The organism is Streptomyces sp. NPDC057137, from assembly GCF_042670825.1.
Classification (GTDB): Bacteria; Actinomycetota; Actinomycetes; order Streptomycetales; family Streptomycetaceae; genus Streptomyces.
In genome coordinates this window covers 84,303-102,292 of record NZ_JBHUUW010000019.1, presented here as the reverse complement: position 1 = coordinate 102,292, position 17,990 = coordinate 84,303, and the positions used below count along the sequence as shown (strand labels likewise).

General features: G+C 71.0%; 15 protein-coding genes. 10 read left to right on the top strand and 5 right to left on the bottom strand.

Annotation, left to right across the window (positions count from 1 at the left end; all coding sequences use genetic code 11):
• The first annotated feature begins 686 nt into the window (after positions 1 to 686).
• The 8 genes from ACFT9I_RS18075 (at position 687) to ACFT9I_RS18040 (ending at position 10,700) form a co-directional block, all read left to right on the top strand.
• A complete protein-coding gene (locus ACFT9I_RS18075; protein WP_354608666.1) occupies positions 687 to 1,676 on the top strand; it encodes a malate dehydrogenase in 990 nt (329 codons plus the stop codon).
• 374 nt (positions 1,677 to 2,050) lie between these two features.
• Positions 2,051 to 2,539, top strand: coding sequence for a phospholipase (locus tag ACFT9I_RS18070; protein ID WP_382565277.1), 489 nt, complete (start codon positions 2,051 to 2,053; stop codon positions 2,537 to 2,539).
• A gap of 241 nt (positions 2,540 to 2,780) precedes the next feature.
• The gene (locus tag ACFT9I_RS18065; protein WP_382565276.1) at positions 2,781 to 4,289 is read left to right on the top strand and encodes an aldehyde dehydrogenase family protein; all 1,509 of its coding nucleotides are present in this window, start codon (positions 2,781 to 2,783) and stop codon (positions 4,287 to 4,289) included.
• Positions 4,290 to 4,438: 149 nt separating this feature from the next.
• Complete coding sequence (locus tag ACFT9I_RS18060; protein WP_382565274.1) at positions 4,439 to 6,046, top strand: GMC family oxidoreductase; 1,608 nt, start codon at positions 4,439 to 4,441, stop codon at positions 6,044 to 6,046.
• Positions 6,046 to 7,110: a glycine betaine/L-proline ABC transporter ATP-binding protein gene (locus tag ACFT9I_RS18055; protein WP_382565273.1), complete on the top strand. Its 1,065-nt coding sequence runs from the start codon at positions 6,046 to 6,048 to the stop codon at positions 7,108 to 7,110. The genes ACFT9I_RS18060 and ACFT9I_RS18055 overlap by 1 nt, the downstream gene beginning before the upstream one ends.
• Positions 7,107 to 9,155 carry an ABC transporter permease gene (locus ACFT9I_RS18050; protein WP_382565271.1) on the top strand — a complete coding sequence of 683 codons (2,049 nt, stop codon included), beginning with the start codon at positions 7,107 to 7,109 and terminating at the stop codon, positions 9,153 to 9,155. The genes ACFT9I_RS18055 and ACFT9I_RS18050 overlap by 4 nt, the downstream gene beginning before the upstream one ends.
• Before the next feature lie 99 nt (positions 9,156 to 9,254).
• Positions 9,255 to 10,211, top strand: a complete 957-nt coding sequence (locus tag ACFT9I_RS18045; protein ID WP_382565269.1) for a glycine betaine ABC transporter substrate-binding protein — start codon at positions 9,255 to 9,257, stop codon at positions 10,209 to 10,211.
• A gap of 132 nt (positions 10,212 to 10,343) precedes the next feature.
• A complete protein-coding gene (locus tag ACFT9I_RS18040) occupies positions 10,344 to 10,700 on the top strand; it encodes a hypothetical protein (RefSeq protein ID WP_382565267.1) in 357 nt (118 codons plus the stop codon).
• 78 nt (positions 10,701 to 10,778) lie between these two features.
• Here the strand turns inward: ACFT9I_RS18040 and ACFT9I_RS18035 are convergent, their stop codons facing one another.
• The 5 genes from ACFT9I_RS18035 to ACFT9I_RS18015 all read right to left on the bottom strand — a co-directional run bounded on the left by ACFT9I_RS18035 (position 10,779) and on the right by ACFT9I_RS18015 (position 15,233).
• Positions 10,779 to 11,831, bottom strand: a complete 1,053-nt coding sequence (locus tag ACFT9I_RS18035; protein ID WP_382565265.1) for a LacI family DNA-binding transcriptional regulator — start codon at positions 11,829 to 11,831, stop codon at positions 10,779 to 10,781.
• Between the two features lie 99 nt (positions 11,832 to 11,930).
• Positions 11,931 to 12,539: a DUF305 domain-containing protein gene (locus tag ACFT9I_RS18030; RefSeq protein ID WP_382565264.1), complete on the bottom strand. Its 609-nt coding sequence runs from the start codon at positions 12,537 to 12,539 to the stop codon at positions 11,931 to 11,933.
• Between the two features lie 80 nt (positions 12,540 to 12,619).
• Positions 12,620 to 13,447 (bottom strand): DUF1996 domain-containing protein, encoded by an 828-nt coding sequence (locus ACFT9I_RS18025; protein WP_382565332.1) that lies wholly within the window; start codon positions 13,445 to 13,447, stop codon positions 12,620 to 12,622.
• A gap of 464 nt (positions 13,448 to 13,911) precedes the next feature.
• Entirely contained in the window at positions 13,912 to 14,709 is a 798-nt protein-coding gene (locus ACFT9I_RS18020; protein ID WP_382565263.1) for an isocitrate lyase/phosphoenolpyruvate mutase family protein, read from the bottom strand.
• Entirely contained in the window at positions 14,706 to 15,233 is a 528-nt protein-coding gene (locus ACFT9I_RS18015) for a carboxymuconolactone decarboxylase family protein (RefSeq protein WP_382565261.1), read from the bottom strand. Before ACFT9I_RS18015 ends, ACFT9I_RS18020 begins: the two co-directional genes overlap by 4 nt.
• Before the next feature lie 47 nt (positions 15,234 to 15,280).
• Between ACFT9I_RS18015 and ACFT9I_RS18010 the strand changes: the two genes are divergently transcribed.
• Both ACFT9I_RS18010 and ACFT9I_RS18005 read left to right on the top strand, forming a co-directional pair.
• Positions 15,281 to 16,792: a PLP-dependent aminotransferase family protein gene (locus ACFT9I_RS18010; RefSeq protein WP_382565259.1), complete on the top strand. Its 1,512-nt coding sequence runs from the start codon at positions 15,281 to 15,283 to the stop codon at positions 16,790 to 16,792.
• A gap of 43 nt (positions 16,793 to 16,835) precedes the next feature.
• On the top strand, positions 16,836 to 17,990 hold the full coding sequence (locus tag ACFT9I_RS18005; RefSeq protein WP_382565257.1) for a protein kinase family protein: 1,155 nt from the start codon (positions 16,836 to 16,838) through the stop codon (positions 17,988 to 17,990).

Genomic DNA, 17,990 nt, shown 5'->3' with positions numbered 1-17,990 from the left:
CTGACCGTGGCGTACGGAACGGCCCCGTCGGCAGCCCAGAGGCGGCGGCCGACCTCGGCGGGCGGGTCGCGCCGGGGTGGCCACGGTCCACCGAGCGCTGTGTCGGTGATGTCCGCACCGGGGCGGCCGGCACAGCGCCCCTTCGTCGTCCGCCCGGCTGACCGTGGCGTACGGAACGGCCCCGTCGGCAGCCCAGAGGCGGCGGCCGACCTCGGCGGGCGGGTCGCGCCGGGGTGGCCACGGTCCACCGAGTGCCGTGTCGGTCACGTCCGCACCGGGGCGGCCGGCGCAGCGCCCCTGCGTCGTCCGCCCGGCTGACCGTTGCCTACGGAGCGCTCCCGTCGGCAGCCCGGAGGCCGCTCCCGATCTCCGCGGGCGGGTCGCGCCCGTCGGTGCCTCCGTCGCGCGCACCGAACGACCAGCTCTTTCGGCCGGGCGCCGCCCCGGCGCACCCTCCACGTTCGTGGCCGACCACCACGCCGTGGTGTGCGGTCACGGCCCCGGTGTGCGGCGGCTGTCGGCCACCCTCGCGCCCCGTCGCGCCCCGGCCCCTCCCCGTCGGATAGCCTGACCGGCGGTTGTCTCTTCACGTCAAGACAAGATTCACCCGCCGTCGGAGAGATGGCCCGCACCAGGGGCAGGGCCCCTGCCGCCCGCCGTTCCACCGCTGTCTAACGGAGACCGCCATGACCCGCACTCCCGTGAATGTCACCGTCACCGGCGCAGCCGGCCAGATCGGCTACGCGCTGCTCTTCCGCATCGCCTCCGGCCAACTGCTCGGCGCGGATGTGCCGGTCAGCCTGCGTCTCCTGGAGATCCCGCAGGGGCTGAAGGCCGCCGAGGGCACCGCCATGGAGCTTGACGACTGCGCCTTCCCGCTGCTCCGCGGCATCGAGATCACCGACGACGCCAACGCCGCGTTCTCCGGCGCCAACGTCGCGCTGCTCGTCGGCGCCCGCCCCCGTACCAAGGGCATGGAGCGCGGCGATCTGCTCTCCGCCAACGGTGGCATCTTCAAGCCGCAGGGCAAGGCCATCAACGACAACGCCGCGGACGACATCAAGGTCCTCGTCGTCGGCAACCCGGCCAACACCAACGCGCTCATCGCGCAGGCCGCCGCCCCCGACGTACCGGCCGAGCGGTTCACCGCGATGACCCGCCTCGACCACAACCGCGCGATCTCGCAGCTCGCCGCGAAGACCGGTGCGGCCGTCTCCGACATCCGGCGTCTGACCATCTGGGGCAACCACTCCGCCACCCAGTACCCGGACATCTTCCACGCGGAGATCGCGGGCAAGAACGCCGCCGAGACGGTCAACGACGAGCAGTGGCTGGCCGACACCTTCATCCCGACCGTCGCCAAGCGCGGCGCGGCGATCATCGAGGCCCGTGGCGCCTCCTCGGCGGCCTCGGCCGCCAACGCCGCCATCGACCACGTGCACACGTGGGTCAACGGCACCCCCGAGGGCGACTGGACCTCCATGGGCATCCCGTCGGACGGCTCGTACGGCGTCCCGGAGGGCATCATCTCGTCGTTCCCCGTGACCACGAAGAACGGTGTGTACGAGATCGTCCAGGGCCTGGACATCAACGACTTCTCCCGTGCGCGCATCGACGCCTCGGTGAAGGAGCTCACCGAGGAGCGCGACGCGGTCCGCGAGCTCGGCCTTCTCTGATCAGTAGACGCACCTAGCACGTAGCACGTAGTACGACCGAGCTCCCGGCAGCCGTTCACCCGGCCACCGGGAGCTTTGTCGTGCCGGCCGCCACCGACCCGACCGCCACCGACCCGACCGCCGGCAACCCGACAGGCGCCCGCCCAGGGGGTGTGCCCGTCGAACACCAAGTTGCCGCTTATGTCGCCGAGTTGGCCCCCTGTTTCCCCCTTGTTTCGCCATGAACATGGTGACAGCGCGCTGTATCTGGGGCACCATTCCCGCGTCGGTCATCGCGCGTAGACCCGTGCGGCGACCGCGCCGCTCGCTCTGAGGGAAGTTCCGTGTCACCGGACACGGAGCGTCAACCTGTCGCCCCACCGGAGGTTTTCCTAATGCGCCGTCGTCTCGCCATGCCGCTCGCCGCCCTCGCTCTCGCCCTCCCCGCCACCCTGATGTCCGCCAACTCGGCCGCCGCCGCCCCGGCCGACAAGCCGCAGGTCCTGAGCAGTTGGACGCAGACCAGCGCCGCCAGCTACAACTCGTGGGTCTCCGCGCGCGGCAACCAGGGCTCCTGGTCCGCGTACGGCTTCGACTGGTCCACGGACTACTGCTCGTCCTCCCCGGACAACCCCTTCGGCTTCCCGTTCCAGACGTCCTGCGCGCGCCACGACTTCGGCTACCGCAACTACAAGGCGGCCGGTTCGTTCGACGCCAACAAGTCGCGGCTGGACAGCGCGTTCTACGAGGACCTGAAGCGGGTGTGCAACGGCTACTCGGGCGCCACGAAGACCTCGTGCAACGGCACGGCGTGGACGTACTACCAGGCGGTCAGCATCTTCGGCCGCTCCGCGCTGGTCGACGGCAACAAGTCGGTCGCCTGACCGACCCCGCGGCGGCCCCATCCGCCGTAACCCCGTACTGAGAGCCCCTCGCCCCCCAGCGAGGGGCTCTCGTGCTGTCCGGGGCCCGGCGGGTCGCGTCCCACCGAAACCCCGGCCGGCGAGTGACCCTGAACACTTTCGGCCATCGAACACGCATGCTTCCCCCATCCCGGGGCAGGGGCCCAGATCGCCAGTTGTTGCTGGTGGTGGTGCATATCGGGAACGGAAGGCCAAACGCGACGTGTCGGCACAACTGACCATTTTTGTGGACGGAGAGTGGCGCAAAGCTGCCTCCGGTGCCACACGCGAGATCATCGACCCCGCCGATGCCACGCCGTTCGCGGTGGTGTCCGAGGGCGGGGCCGAGGATGTCGACGCCGCCGTTGACGCCGCGCGCAAGGCCTTCGACGGGGGTACGGGGGACTGGCCCCGGACGTCCGTCGGCGAGCGGGCCGCGTTGCTGCGGCGGGTCGCCGGGCTGTTGCGGCGGGACCGGGAAGCGCTCGGGGCGCTGGAGAGCCGGGACGCCGGCAAGACCGTCGAGGAGGGGCGCGTCGATGTCGACTGCGTCGCCGACGCCTTCGCCTACTTCGCCGATCTCGTGACCAACGAGAGCGGCGGCCGGGTCGTGGACGCCGGGTCCCCGGACGTGCACAGCGTCGTCGTGCACGAACCCGTCGGCGTCTGCGCGCTCATCACACCCTGGAACTATCCGCTTCTCCAGGCGAGTTGGAAGATTGCCCCGGCGCTCGCCGCGGGCAACACTTTTGTGGTCAAGCCGAGCGAGATCACCCCGCTCAGCACCGTCGCGCTGATCGACCTGCTCACCGAGGCCGGGCTGCCGCCGGGTGTCGCCAATCTGGTCACCGGCGCCGGTGACCCCGTGGGCGCCCGGATGGCCGAGCACCCCGATGTGGACCTCGTGTCCTTCACCGGCGGACTGGCCAGCGGTACGAAGGTGATGCAGGCCGCGGCGCCCGGTGTGAAGAAGGTCGCGCTGGAACTGGGCGGGAAGAACCCGAACGTCGTCTTCGCCGACTCCTGCGCCACCGACGAGGGCTTCGACACCGCAGTCGACCAGGCCCTGAACGCCGCGTTCATCCACAGCGGCCAGGTCTGCTCCGCCGGTTCGCGCCTCATCGTCGAGGAGTCGCTGCGCGAGCGCTTCGTCGCCGAACTCGCCCGGCGCGCCGCGAAGATCCGCCTCGGCCGGGGCACCGGCGAGGGCGTCGAGTGCGGACCGCTCGTCTCCGCACAGCAGTTGGCGAAGACCGAGGAGTACGTCGCGTCCGCGCTCGCCGAGGGCGCCGTGCTGCGGTCCGGCGGCAAGCGGCCCGAGCCCGCCGAACTCCGGCCCGCCGCCGGGTACTTCTACGAGCCGACCGTCCTCGACCAGTGCCACCGCGAGATGCGGGTCGTCCGCGAGGAGGTCTTCGGCCCCGTACTGACCGTCGAGACCTTCCGTACGGAGGACGAGGCCGTCGCGCTCGCCAACGACACCGAGTACGGGCTGGCCGGCGGTGTCTGGACGGCGGACCCCGGACGCGCCCGGCGCGTCGCCGGACGGCTGCGGCACGGCACCGTCTGGATCAACGACTTCCACCCCTACCTGCCACAGGCCGAGTGGGGCGGCTTCGGCAAGTCCGGCATCGGGCGCGAGCTGGGGCCCGCCGGTCTCGCCGAGTACCGCGAGGCCAAGCACATCTACCAGAACCTCGCGCCGAGGCCGGTGCGCTGGTTCGCCGGCTGACGAGCCGGCCGACGAGCCGGCGGACACGGACCGACATCGGCTGACATCCCGACCACCTGACGGCCAACTGCCTTACGGCTCAGTCTCGTTACGCCTCATCGCGCGCAAGAACCTTGAATCACCCTAGGGAAGTGGAGTAGACGACACCCATGGCCGAACACGACGCCGCATACGACTACGTCGTCGTCGGAGGCGGCACCGCGGGATCGGTGATCGCCTCCCGGCTCACCGAGGACCCCGACGTCACCGTCGCCGTCATCGAGGGAGGGCCGTCCGACATCGACCGGCCCGACGTGCTGACGCTCCGGCGCTGGATGGGGCTGCTCGGCGGCGAGCTGGACTACGACTACCCGACGACCGAGCAGCCGCGCGGCAACTCCCACATCCGGCACAGCCGGGCCCGCGTGCTCGGCGGCTGCTCCTCGCACAACACCCTGATCGCCTTCAAGCCGCTGCCGTCCGACTGGGACGAGTGGGCGGCGGCCGGGGCCGACGGCTGGGACGCGGCGGCCATGGATCCCTACTTCGGGCGGCTGCGCAACAACATCGTGCCCGTGGACGAGCGGGACCGTAACCCCATCGCCCGCGACTTCGTCGACGCGGCGCAGGCGGCGCTCGGTGTCCCGCGCGTGGAGGGCTTCAACAAGAAGCCCTTCCACGAAGGCGCCGGCTTCTTCGACCTCGCCTACCACCCTGAGAACAACAAGCGGTCATCCGCCTCGGTGGCGTATCTGCACCCCTTCCTGGACCGGCCCAACCTCCAACTGCTGCTGGAGACCTGGGCGTACCGGCTGGAGCTGGACGGCAGCCGCGCGACCGGCGTGCGCGTACGGGCCGCCGACGGTACGGAGTCGTACGTACGCGCCCGGCGTGAAGTCCTCGTCTGCGCCGGGGCCGTCGACACACCCCGGCTGCTCCTGCACTCCGGTATCGGCCCGCGCGCCGACCTGGAGGCGCTCGGCATCCCCGTCACGCACGACCTGCCGGGCGTCGGCGAGAACCTGCTCGACCACCCCGAGTCGGTCATCGTCTGGGAGACCGACGGGCCGATCCCCGAGAACTCGGCGATGGACTCCGACGCGGGCCTCTTCGTCCGGCGCGACCCGGACGTCCAAGGCCCGGATCTGATGTTCCACTTCTACCAAATCCCGTTCACGGACAATCCGGAGCGACTGGGGTACGAACGCCCCGCGCACGGAGTCTCGATGACGCCGAACATCCCCAAGCCCCGCAGCCGAGGCAGGCTCTACCTCACCAGCGCCGACCCGGAGATCAAACCCGCCCTGGATTTCCGGTACTTCACGGACGAGGACGACTACGACGGCCGAACCCTCGTGGACGGCATCCGGCTCGCCCGGCGGATCGCCGCCGTCGAACCGCTCGCCGACTGGCTGACCCGCGAGGTCTGTCCGGGCCCGGACATCACCTCCGACGAGGAGCTGAGCGAGTACGCCCGCAAGGTCGCACACACGGTCTACCACCCCGCCGGCACCTGCCGGATGGGCGCCGCGGACGACGAACAGGCCGTCGTGGGACCGGATCTGACGATTCGTGGGCTGACCGGGATCCGAATCGCCGACGCTTCCGTCTTTCCCACCATGCCGGCCGTGAATCCGATGATCGGCGTCCTGATGGTCGGCGAGAAGTGCGCCGAACTGCTCACCGCGACAACCGACACCGCCGACACCACTGCGACAACCGACACCACCGCGACAACCGACACCACCAACACAACCGCACCGGGAGGTGATGCGTGATGACCGCCACCGAACCGGTCTTCTCCGTACGCGATCTGTGGAAGGTCTTCGGACCCAAGGCCGACCGAATACCGGGCAACAAGGAGTACGCGGCGCTGTCCGCCGAGGAGTTGAGGGAACGCACCGGCTGCACCGCCGCCGTCCGCGACGTCTCCTTCGACGTGCACAAGGGCGAGGTCTTCGTCGTCATGGGCCTCTCCGGCTCGGGCAAGTCGACCCTCGTACGCTGTCTGACCCGGCTCATCGAGCCGACGAGCGGACAACTGACCATGGACGGCGAGGACGTCATCGCCATGGACAAGAACCGGCTGCGCGAACTGCGCAGGCACCGTGCCGCCATGGTCTTCCAGCACTTCGGTCTGCTGCCGCACCGCTCCGTACTCGACAACGTCGCCTACGGCCTGGAGATCCAGGGCATGAGCCGCCCCGAGCGGCGCGCCAAGGCGGCCCAGGTCGCCACCCTGGTCGGCCTCGCCGGTCTGGAGGACCGCCGCCCCGGCCAGCTCTCCGGCGGCCAGCAGCAGCGCGTCGGCCTCGCCCGCGCGCTCGCCGTGGACCCCCAAGTCCTGCTGTTCGACGAGCCGTTCAGCGCGCTCGACCCGCTGATCCGCCGTGACATGCAGGAAGAGGTCATCCGGCTGCACCGCGAGGAGGGCCGCACGATGGTCTTCATCACCCACGACCTCAACGAGGCGCTGCGCCTCGGCGACCGCATCGCGCTGATGCGCGACGGCGGGATCGTGCAGCTCGGCACCCCCGAGGAGATCGTCGCCAACCCGGCCGACGACTACGTACGCGACTTCGTCCGCGACGTCCCGCGCGAGCAGGTCATCTCCGTACGCCGCGCCATGCGCCCCGCGCGCGACGGCGAGGGCGAGTCGGGAGTCGCGCTCCAGCCGGACACGCTGGTCTCCGACGCCATCGAGGCCGTCGCACGCAGCGGCTCGTACTGCCGGGTCGTGGAGCAGGGCCGGACGCTCGGCGTCGTCGGTTACGAGGAACTGCTCGCCGTCGTCGCGGGGCTGGACGACGAAGCGGAACCCAAGGAGGTGGCGGCGGTATGAGCGCCGCTCCCAATCCGGTGTTCGAGAAGACCGACCGGGCCCCGGGGGACACGGGCGGCGCGGACGACGTACGCGTGGGCAAGATCGACCCGTCCGGCGGCGCCCCCGGCCCCTGGGCCCGCCTCGCCGGCAACCCCCGCGCGATGCTGCTCATCGCCGCCGTCCTCGTCGCGATCGTCAGCGCCGCCGTCACCGGCAGCGGCGCCTGGCCGGCCGACCTGACCGTCGACGTACGCTCGCCGCTCGACGACCTCAACCGCTGGCTCGTCGACAACCGCACCACCCACCCCCTCTTCCTCTACTTCCTCCTGCACATCAGCAACTCCGCCGAAAGCTCGGTCGACGGCGTGTTCAGCGTGCTGGAGAGCCTCGGCTTCATCGGTGTCACCGTGGCTGCCGTACTGATCGCCTGGTACGCCGGCGGCGCCGGCCTGCGCCGCCGCGCACTGCGCACCGCCGCCACCGCGCTCGCCACCTTCGCGGTGATCGGGCTGCTCGGCATGTGGGAACCGGCGATGGAGACGCTGGCGCTGATGATCGTCGCCGTCACCGTCTCGGCCCTCGTCGGCGCGCTGCTCGGCCTCGCGGCCGGGCTGTCCGACCGCTGCCAGCGCGTGCTGCGGCCGGTCTTCGACACCATGCAGGTGCTGCCCGCCTTCTCGTACCTGCTGCCGTTCGTGCTGCTCTTCGACATCGGCATCCCGTCGGTCTTCGTCGCGACCGTGATCTACGCGGCCCCGCCGATGGCCCGGCTGACCGCGCTCGGGCTGCGCGGCGCGGACGCCGCCGCACTGGAGGCGTCCGCCTCGCTGGGCGCCAGCTCCTGGCAGCGGCTGGTGACGGCGCGGCTGCCGCTCGCCCGCAAGCAGATGCTCCTCGGCCTCAACCAGACGATCATGATGTGTCTGTCGATGGTCGTCCTCGCCTCGATGATCGGCGCGGGCGGACTCGGCGACGAGATCTTCACGGCGCTCTCCACCGTCGACGTCGGCCTCGCGCTGCCCGCCGGAATCGCCGTCGTCCTGCTGGCGATCTGGCTGGACCGCACGACCGCCGCGGCCGGCGAACAGCTTGAGGACCCCGCCGCCGGGCGCCGTCCCAAGTGGTGGGCGCTCTGGTCCGGCATCGTCGCGGCCGTCGCCGGCGGCGCGGTGCTCGGAGCCGTACTCGGCCGCAAGGAGTGGCCGGAGGCGTGGACCGTCGCGATCAGCGAGCCGGTCAACACCGTCGTCGACTGGATCGAGCGTGAACTCGGCTCCGGCGTACCGGTGTTGGGCGGCACCCTCACCTGGTCCGAAGGCTTCGCGAACTACGTCATCAACCCCGTGCGCGACGCGCTGCTGGCCACCCCCTGGTGGGCGCTGCTCCTCGTCGCCGGTGTGCTGGCGCTGCGGACCGGCTGGAAGGCCGTCGTCACGGTGGTGCTGTCACTGGCGGCGATCGGCGCGATGGGTCTCTGGGACCGCTCGCTCGACACGCTCTCCCAGGTCCTCGCCGCGCTCGTGGTGACCCTGGTCCTCGGCTTCGCCATCGGCATCCTCGCGGCGCGCGTCGAGAGGGTCGAGCGGGTCATCAGGCCGGTGCTCGACATCATGCAGACGATGCCGCAGTTCATCTATCTGATCCCGGTGATCGCGCTGTTCAGCGGCGGCCGTACGGCGGCTGTCGCCGCGGCCGTCGTCTACGCGCTGCCCGCCGTCGTACGCATCACCACCCAGGGAATCCGGCAGATCGACCCGTCGGCCCTCGAGGCCGCGCGCTCACTCGGCGCCGGTACGGGGCAGCAACTGCGCCAGGTCCAGCTCCCGTTGGCCCGGCCCGCCCTCCAACTCGCCGTCAACCAGGGCGTGGTGCTCGTCCTGGCCATTGTCGTCATCGGCGGCATGATCGGCGGCGGCGCGCTCGGCGTGGACGTGGTGAAGGGCCTGGCCAAGGGCGACCTCGGCCTCGGCATGACGGCCGGTATCGCGATCGTGTGCCTGGGGCTGCTGCTGGACCGGATCTCGCAGCCGAGCGCGGCGGCGAAGGAACGCGCCCTGGTGTGAACACGCCGTGGGCTCCCCGACACCCGCACCGACACCCGCACCGACAGCTGAATCCACAACTGAATCCATAACTGAAACCGCGACAGAAAGAACAACGACGTGAACCACAGCAAGCGGATAAGCACCACCCTGGTCGCCGGAGTCGGCGCGCTCGGCATGCTCGCGCTCAGCGCGTGCGCCGCCGATACCGAGTCCAAGTCGGCGTCCGACGAGATCACCCTGACCGTGCCCTCCTGGGTCGGCGCGCGCGCCAACGCCGAGGTCGCCAAGGTCATCATGGAGCAGGAGCTGGACGTCAAGGTCGAGCTCCAGCAGCTCGACGAGCCGGTCGCCTTCGACGCGCTCAACAACGGCAAGGCCGACGCCATCCTTGAGGACTGGGGCGGCTCGCCGAAGAAGGAAAAGCTCTACATCGAGGACAAGAAGACCATCGTCAAGGGCGGCGACCTCGGCGTCATCGGTCACATCGGCTGGTTCGTCCCGAAGTACTACGCGGACGCCAACCCCGAGGTCACGGACGCGACGAAGCTCAACAAGTTCACCAAGGACTTCAGCTCCGCGAACAGCGGCGACATGGGCGAGTTCCTCGGCGCGGCACCCTCGTACACCACGTACGACGAGCACCTGGTCAAGAACCTCAAGCTGAATCTCAAGATCAAGGAAACGGGCAACGAGGCCGCCCAGATCAAGGAGATCCAGCAGAAGTACCGCGACAAGGAGCCCTTCATCACCTACTGGTGGGACCCGCAGTGGCTCAACGCGGACATCGACCTGGTCGAGGTGAAGCTGCCCGCGTACGAGGAGGGCTGCAACGTCCCGGAGACGGCGACGGACTGCGCGTACGCCAACACCCCGCTCCAGAAGTACCTCAACGCGGACTTCGCGAAGGACGGCGGTGACGCCGCCGAGTTCATCAAGAACTTCAAGTGGAGCACCGAGGAGCAGAACGAGGTCGCGAAGGCGATCGCCAAGGACAAGATGAGCGGCCCGGACGCGGCCGAGAAGTGGGTCAAGGAGAACAAGGCGACGTGGGAGGCCTGGCTCCCGAAGAAGTAACCCGTCGCACCCGCACGGACGGCCCGGAGGGCTCACCGGCTCCGGGCCGTCCGGGCCGTCCGTGCGGGTGCGTACCTCAGAACTGGCTCAACTCTCTTGAGAGCGCGGATACGCGAAGGACAGGATCCAAAGATGAAGCTATTCGGGCAGGACAAAGAAGAGTTCACGGTTCTCGTCGTGCGCGAGGCCGACGAGATCGCCGAGGCGGTCGACCAGGCGTTGAAGACCGCCAGTCCCGAGGAGCGGCCGGGGCTGGAGCGGGCCGCCGCACTGCTCGCCGCGGCCCGGGAGACCACCGACGCCGAGCTGCGCGGGAGCTGGGCGCGCCGGAAGATCGCGGAGGCGGGGGTGAAGGGGCGCGCCGACTCCGTACAGGCGGTGAAGGCGCTCCGGGACGCCGAGCCGGGACTGAGCCTTCTCCAGGCAACACGGCTGTCGCAGGAGGCCGCCGCGCTGCAGGACGAGGAACGGCACGGCCGGAGCGCCTGAGCGCCTGAGCGCTTGAATGCCTGAACGACTGAACGACTGAACGGATCACCGGGGCTGGGGCGCGGCGTGTCGAGGGCGTTACGCCGACTCCCGTACCACCAGCGTCGGTGTGAAGATCATCGACGGCAGTGGACTGCTGCCCGGCGAGGCGATCTGCTTCAGCAGCAGCCTGGCCATCTCCGAGGACATCTCCTCGACCGGCTGACGTACCGTCGTCAGTGCCGGATCGCAGGTCAGCGCCGCGTTGCTGTCGTCGAAGCCCACCACCGCCACCTCGTCGGGCACCTGTCTGCCCGCCCGGAGCAGTACCGGCAGCGCCCCCAGCGCCATCAGGTCGGACGCGATGAACACCCCGTCCAGATCCGGGTGTTCGGCCAGCAGGCGCCGCATCGCCGCCGCGCCGCCCGTGTGGGTGAAGTCGCCTTCCGCGACCGCCACGTCCTCGATGCCGTACGTGGCCATCGCCGCCCGGAAGCCTTCGAGCCGTTCCTGTCCCGCCGGCATGTCCTGCGGCCCCGCGACCGTACCGATCCTGCGCCGCCCCAGCCCCGCCAGATGCCCGGCGGCCAGCCGCGCGCCCGCCGCCTGGTCCGCCTCGACGTACGTGAGCGGCGACGGCTGTCCGGGCCGGCCCGCCAGCACGGCGGGCAGCCGGGTCTCGTGGACCAGCCGGGGCAGGGGATCACCGGCGTGCGACGAGATCAGGACGATGCCGTCGACGTGGCCCTGGCGCAGATACGAGAGCAACTGGTCGCGCGAGGCGGCGTCGTCCGCCAGCATCAGTACCATCTGGACACCGGCCGGCCGCAGTACGTCGAGCAGCCCTCCCACGACCCGGCCGAAGTACGGGTCCGAGAACATCCGGCCCACGAACGGCTCGGCCACCGGCCGCCGTTCCTGCTCGGAGACCACCAGCGCGATCGAGTCGGTGCGGCGGGTCACCAGGGAGCGCGCGGCGCGGTTCGGCACGTAGCGCGTGGTCGCGATGGCCTCCTCGACGATTCGGCGCAGCGCCGGATCCACCGTCGGCGCCCCGTTGATCACCCGGGACACGGTGGCGCGTGAGACGCCTGCGACGGCGGCCACGTCCTCCAGGGTCGGGCGCGCGGGCGGGGAGACGTCGGCAGTCATGCAGCCTTTATACCGGTTGGTACTCGGCGCCCCGAGTGGGTCCCCGGGGGCTGTCGGGGCCGCGCTGCGCGGCGCCGCGGGCGGCGCCGTGGACACGGCCTACGCGGCGACCCGCTTCAGGCCGTCGAGTTCGCCCCGCCTCGCCTCGACCAGCGCGGCGGCGAGCTTCTTGGCCGCCGCCTCGCTGCCCGCGTCGACCTCGGAGCGGGACACGCGCGCGGAGTGCTCCAGGTGCTCGCGGATCTGTGTGACGAAGACCTTCTCGAAGGCCGCGCCCTTGGCGGCGCGCGCCTGGGCGAGATCGCCGGGCGTCACCATGCCGGGCATCTCATGGCCCTCGTGGACGTTCGTGCCCGGGAGGCCCAGCTCCTTCAACAGCGGGCGCATCCGGCCGAGTTCGGCGCGATGCGCGGCGGCCAGGTCGTTCGCCCAGCTCCGCAGCCCGGGGTCGGTGGTCCGGTCGGCGGCCATCGTCAGCAGCTCGACCGCGCCCTCGTTCATGGGGGTCATGAGCTGGAGCCACGCGGCGTCGGTCGCACCGGAGAGGGTGCCGGGGGTGCCGGAGGCGGTGGGGGTGCTGGAGGTGCTGGAGGTGCTCACGGGGGTCGGCTTCGCGGGCGAGTCCGTCGTCGGCTCCGGGGTGGACGAGCAGCCCGTCGCCACCAGGAGGGCGACGAGTGCCGCCGCCGTAGCGTGTACCGCCTTCATGGGGAGTCCTCGGGGGTGTGGTGGGTGGACCGGACGCCTGTCCGGGACTGCGCGGTCCCGGACAGGATCAGACCGGTCCGTCAGGAAGGCACTCCGTTCGCACCGCACTTGATGATGGGACGGATGCAGTCACGTACCCGCCGCTCCATCTCCGCCGCGGGCCAGACGTTGAAGAAGTCGCCGTGCATCGTGTAGCCGCGGCCCGAGGCGAGCGAGAGCCGGGCCGGATCGCCGTTGACCGGATACCTCAGCACCTGCCGCAACTTCGGCACCGGCACCGGGTGGGTCGACGGGCAGGCGCCCGCCACCGGGTACGACATATGGCTCTTGTGGTCCGCCGAGTCGAGATCCCGGCCGTTCCAGCACTGCGGGAAGTCCAGATACGACTCCAGCATCGCGCCCGCCGGGCAGTTGACGAAGTCGGTCGACGGGTTGACCTCGCCGTGGTGCAGACACGACCAGCGCGCCCGCGTGTTGTCGTTGGGGCCGGTCGCCTTGGCGTTGCCCGCCACGATCCGCAGTCCGTACGGCAGCGGCTGGGTCTGGGCGATGATGTCGTCCCGTACGCCTTCACCCAGGTAGTAGAAGGTGGTGCCGGTCGGCTCCACCTCCTTCGTGCCGTCGTACAGGGTCGGGACCCAGTACGACGAGAGGTCTTCCTTCGGCGAGCACGTGCTGCGCCCCTTCGCCAGGCTGTTGACGTCGGAGCGGCCGTTGGTGGTGTCGTTGCCGAAGAAGCTGTGCATGTGCGAGGCGCCGGGCAGCCCGGGGAAGACGATCGGGTCGTCCGGGAGGCGGTGGCTGTAGGGGCATTCGGCGAGGAACTCCGACACCCGGACGACAGCGGCGCCCTTGGTGCCCGACGCGGCCTTGCCGGCCGAGACGGTGTCGGTGCTCGCGCTGCTCATGTTGGCCTGGAGCAGCGACGCGGTGAGCGCGACGAGGGCCAGGGCGACGACGCGTCGACGCCAGGACGCCAGTCCCTTTCGGAGGGATGGGGCGGGGCGGGGGGTGCTGGCGGTGCGGGGGGTGCGTGGGGTGCGGGAGGGTCTGTGGAGCACGGCACTCCAATCTGAGGAATTGGGGGTTCCTTGATCCTTGATCACGTCAGAGAGCGCTCTCTGACCGTGAACGTAGGAGTGGGCCGCAGAGGTGTCAATAGCTGTGGCAGGGGCCGTCAAGTAGCGCCATATCCAGGGGAGTTGATGCCCGCGTGGGTGGGAGAGCGCTCTCTCAAGGTCACTGTCCGGGATGGGCAGATATGGCGGGGTGCCAGGCATGGCGGATCCCCGGTAGACGGTCGCCTGCCGGGGATCGGTTCGTACGGTGCTTGTTGCCTGCCGCCTGCCGCCTGATGTCGCGCGGCTCGGGCTCAGGAACGCAGCCGCCCCGCGCCCTCCCGTACCGCCGCCATCGCCTGCCGCTGGAGCCCCGGACCGAAGGTGATGCGCGTGGCGCCGAGCTTGCCCAGCTCCGACAGTTCCGCCGCACCGGCCGGTGCCGCCCCGACGTTGATGGGGCCCTCGATGCCCGCCCGGAGTGCCGGGATCGCCTCCGGCGGGGCGGCGATCGGGTACACGCAGTCCGCGCCGGCGGCCACATACAGCCGGGCACGGGAGATCGCCTCCGCCGGGTCGCTCACGCCACGGATGAAGGTGTCGACGCGGGCGTTGATGAACAGGCGGTCCCCGGCCGCCGCCCGGACCTCCGCCAGCCAGTCCGCGTGCCGGTGCGGGTCCTTGAGGCCGCCGTCGGCGGAGTCCTCCAGGTTGCAGCCCACGGCGCCCGTGTCGAGGAGGCGCGCGACCAGCTCGGCCGGGGCCAGTCCGTAACCGCCCTCGATGTCGGCGCTGACGGGCACGGGCGTGTAGCTGGAGGAGCTGGAGTCAGAGCCCGAGCCCGAGCCCGAGCCGGAGCCCGAACCCGAGCCGGAGACGGCCCGGACGATACGGGCCACCGCCGCGAACATCTCGTCCGGCGGGGTGGCGCCGTCCTCGTAACCGAGCGACGCCGCGACCCCCGCGCTCGGCGTGGCGAGCGCCGGGAAACCGGCCTCCGCGAAGACGCGCGCGCTGCCCGCGTCCCACGGCCCCGGCAGGACGAGCGGGTCCTCGGCGGCCCGGTCGTGGTGCAGCGCCCGGAACGCCGTCACCAGGTCGGGCGTCGTCACTTGCGCGTCCCCGGGGTGTAGTGGCCGGGGACCATCCGGGTCGTCACCGCGAAGCGGTTCCACGAGTTGATGACGGTGATCGCCGCGATCAGATAGGCGAGTTCGGTCTCCTCGAAGTGCGCCGCCGCCCGCTCGTACACCGCGTCCGGCACGAAGCCGTCCGTCAGCACGGTGACCGCCTCGGTCAGCTCGATCGCCGCCAGCTCCTTCGCCGAGTAGAAGTGGCGCGACTCCTGCCAGGCGCTGAGCTGGACGATCCGCTCCACCGACTCCCCGGCGGCCAGCGCGTCCTTCGTGTGCATGTCCAGGCAGAAGGCGCAGTGGTTGAGCTGCGAGGCGCGGATCTTCACCAGTTCGTACACCACCGGGTCGATGCCGTGCCGGACTGCCTTCTCAAGGCCGAACATCGCCTTGGAGACGTCGGGCGCGAGCTTCGCCCAGGGCAGGCGCGGCTCGTGTTCGGGGACGCGGTCGTGCTGGTGGGTGTGGTCGGCGCTGTTCCGGTCGCTCTCGTTCGTGGTCATGCGTATGACGCTACGCGCCCGGTGGCACAGCTGTATGGTCCATTTCCATGACGGATGCGTGGGCCAATGCGGCGGGCGGCGAGCGGCGGGTCACCGCCGTCACGGTCGGCGCCGATCTCCATCTCGAACTGCGCGGTCCCGGGCTCCGTACGGGGCTGATGGACGCCCTGCGCGAAGCCGTCCGTACGGGGAGGCTGACGCCCGGCACCCGCCTGCCCTCGTCCCGTACGCTCGCCGCCGATCTGGGCCTGGCGCGCAACACCGTGGCCGACGCGTACGCCGAACTCGTCGCCGAAGGGTGGCTCACGGCGCGGCAGGGCTCGGGGACGCGGGTCGCCCGGCGGGCCGAGCCGCGTACGAAGACCGCCCCTGGCGGACCGCCGGCCCGGCCGGTACATCGTCGGCCCACGCACAATCTGCGGGCCGGCACGCCTGACCTCGGCTCCTTTCCGCGCGCCGAATGGCTCGCCGCCTCCCGCCGGGCGCTGACCGCCGCGCCGAACGACGCGTTCGACTACGGCGACCAGTTGGGGCGCGTCGAACTGCGTACCGTCCTCGCCGACTATCTGGCCCGGACGCGCGGGGTGTACGCCGCCCCGGAGCGGGTCGTCCTCTGCTCAGGGTTCGTCCACGGCCTGTCGCTGATGGCCCAGGTGCTCGTGGCCCGCCGGGGGAGGGCTGCGGGGAAGGCCGCCGGGAGGGCTGCCGGGAGGGCTGCCGGGAAGGGGCGGGCGGCGGTGGCGGTCGAGTCGTACGGGCTCGACTTCCACCGCGACATCCTGACGGCCGCCGGGCTGCGCACCCCCGCGCTTGCCCTCGACGAACTCGGCACGCGCACCGAGGAGTTGTCCTCCGGACCGGGCGGATTGCGTGGCGTCGACGCGGTGCTGATGACTCCGGCCCACCAGTTCCCGACCGGTGCCGCGCTCCATCCCGACCGGCGTGCGGCGGTGGTGGACTGGGCGCGGGGCGCGGGCGGGCTGATCCTGGAGGACGACTACGACGGGGAGTTCCGCTACGACCGCCAGCCCGTCGGTGCGCTTCAGGGCCTGGACCCGGAGCGGGTGGTGTACCTGGGCACGGCGAGCAAGTCCCTCGCCCCGGGGCTGCGGCTCGCGTGGATGGTGCTGCCCAGGGCGCTGGTGGGGGAGGTGATCGAGGCGAAGGGCGAGGTCGCGGCCGTGCCGAGCGCGATGGACCAGCTCACGCTCGCCGAGTTCATCTCCTGCGGTGCCTACGACCGTCACGTACGGTCCATGCGGCTGCGCTACCGCCGGCGGCGCGACCAGCTCGTGGAGGCGCTGGCCGAGCACGCGCCGGAGTGCCGGGTGACCGGTATCTCCGCCGGGCTGCACGCGGTGGTGGAACTCCCGCCGGGCACCGACGAACGCTCCATGATCGAGGCGGCGGCCTGGCAGGGCCTGGCGATCCAGGGCCTCTCCGGCTTCCGGCACCCGTCGGTCGCCCCGGGCCGCGACGCACTGGTCATCGGCTACGGCGCCCCGACGGACAGCGCGTGGGCGGGCGCGCTGGACGCGCTCTGCCGGGTGCTGCCATGACCCCGGCCCGATGCGGAACCGACAAGGAGCCGAGGAACCGACGATGAACACCCCGGATGCGCCGTACGACACGCAGACACAGACCGCACGCGACGCACATGACGTACGTGACGTACGAGACGCGCGTGACCTGCGTGGCGCCCGGCGGGCCGCCCACGGGGCTGTTGGTACCGCGCTCTCCCTGCTCAGCGACCGTCGGCTCGCCGAGGTCGTGGCCGGGGCCGCCCCGCTCGGGTCCGGCGTCGGCGGGCGGTCGGCGGAGCTGGACGTCGAAGGGACGCGTGTCTTCGTCAAACGCATCCCGCTGACCGACCTCGAACTGCGGCCGGAGCACATGCACTCGACCGCCAACCTCTTCGAGCTGCCGCTCTTCTACCAATACGGCATCGGCTCCTCCGGGTTCGGCGCCTGGCGTGAACTCGCCGCGCACATCATGACCACCAACTGGGTCATCGGCGACGGCGACGCCTACGCGGGCTTTCCGCTGCTGTACCACTGGCGCGTCCTGCCCGACTCCAGCCCCGACGGCTTCCTGGACGAGTTCGGCGGTCTCGACAAGGCCGTCGCGCACTGGGACGGCTCGCCCGCCGTACGCCGTCGGCTGGAGGCCATCGGCGCGTCGACGGCCGGCCTGGTCCTGTTCCTGGAGTACGTGCCGCAGACGCTCAGTACCTGGCTGGCCGACCAGCGGGCCGTCGCCCCGCCGGCGTCGGAGGTGTCGCCGTACGCCTGGGTCGAGGACGCCCTGACCCGGGGCGCCGACTTCATGAGCGCGCGCGGCCTCGTCCACTTCGACGCGCACTTCCGCAACGTCCTGACCGACGGGCGGCTGATCTACTTCGCCGACTTCGGGCTCGCCCTCAGCTCGCGCTTCGAACTCGCCCCACCGGCAGTGGACTTCCTCACCGACCACCTCTCGTACGACCGCTGCTACACCACGACCCATCTCATCCGTCACCATTTGCTCGACGACGAGCGCGACAATGCCGAGCACGCCCGCTTCCTGCGCGACTGGGCGGCCGGCCGGCGTCCCGAGTACGTACGGGCCGACGCCGCCGCACTCCTCGACCGGCACGCGCGATCAGCGCACGTGCTGGGGGACTTCTTCCGCCGTCTCCTCGAGGAGAGCAAGCGGACCCCGTTCCCGAAGTCCGAGATCGAGCGCGCCCTCCGCGCCCTCGGGTCCGACCTGCACTGA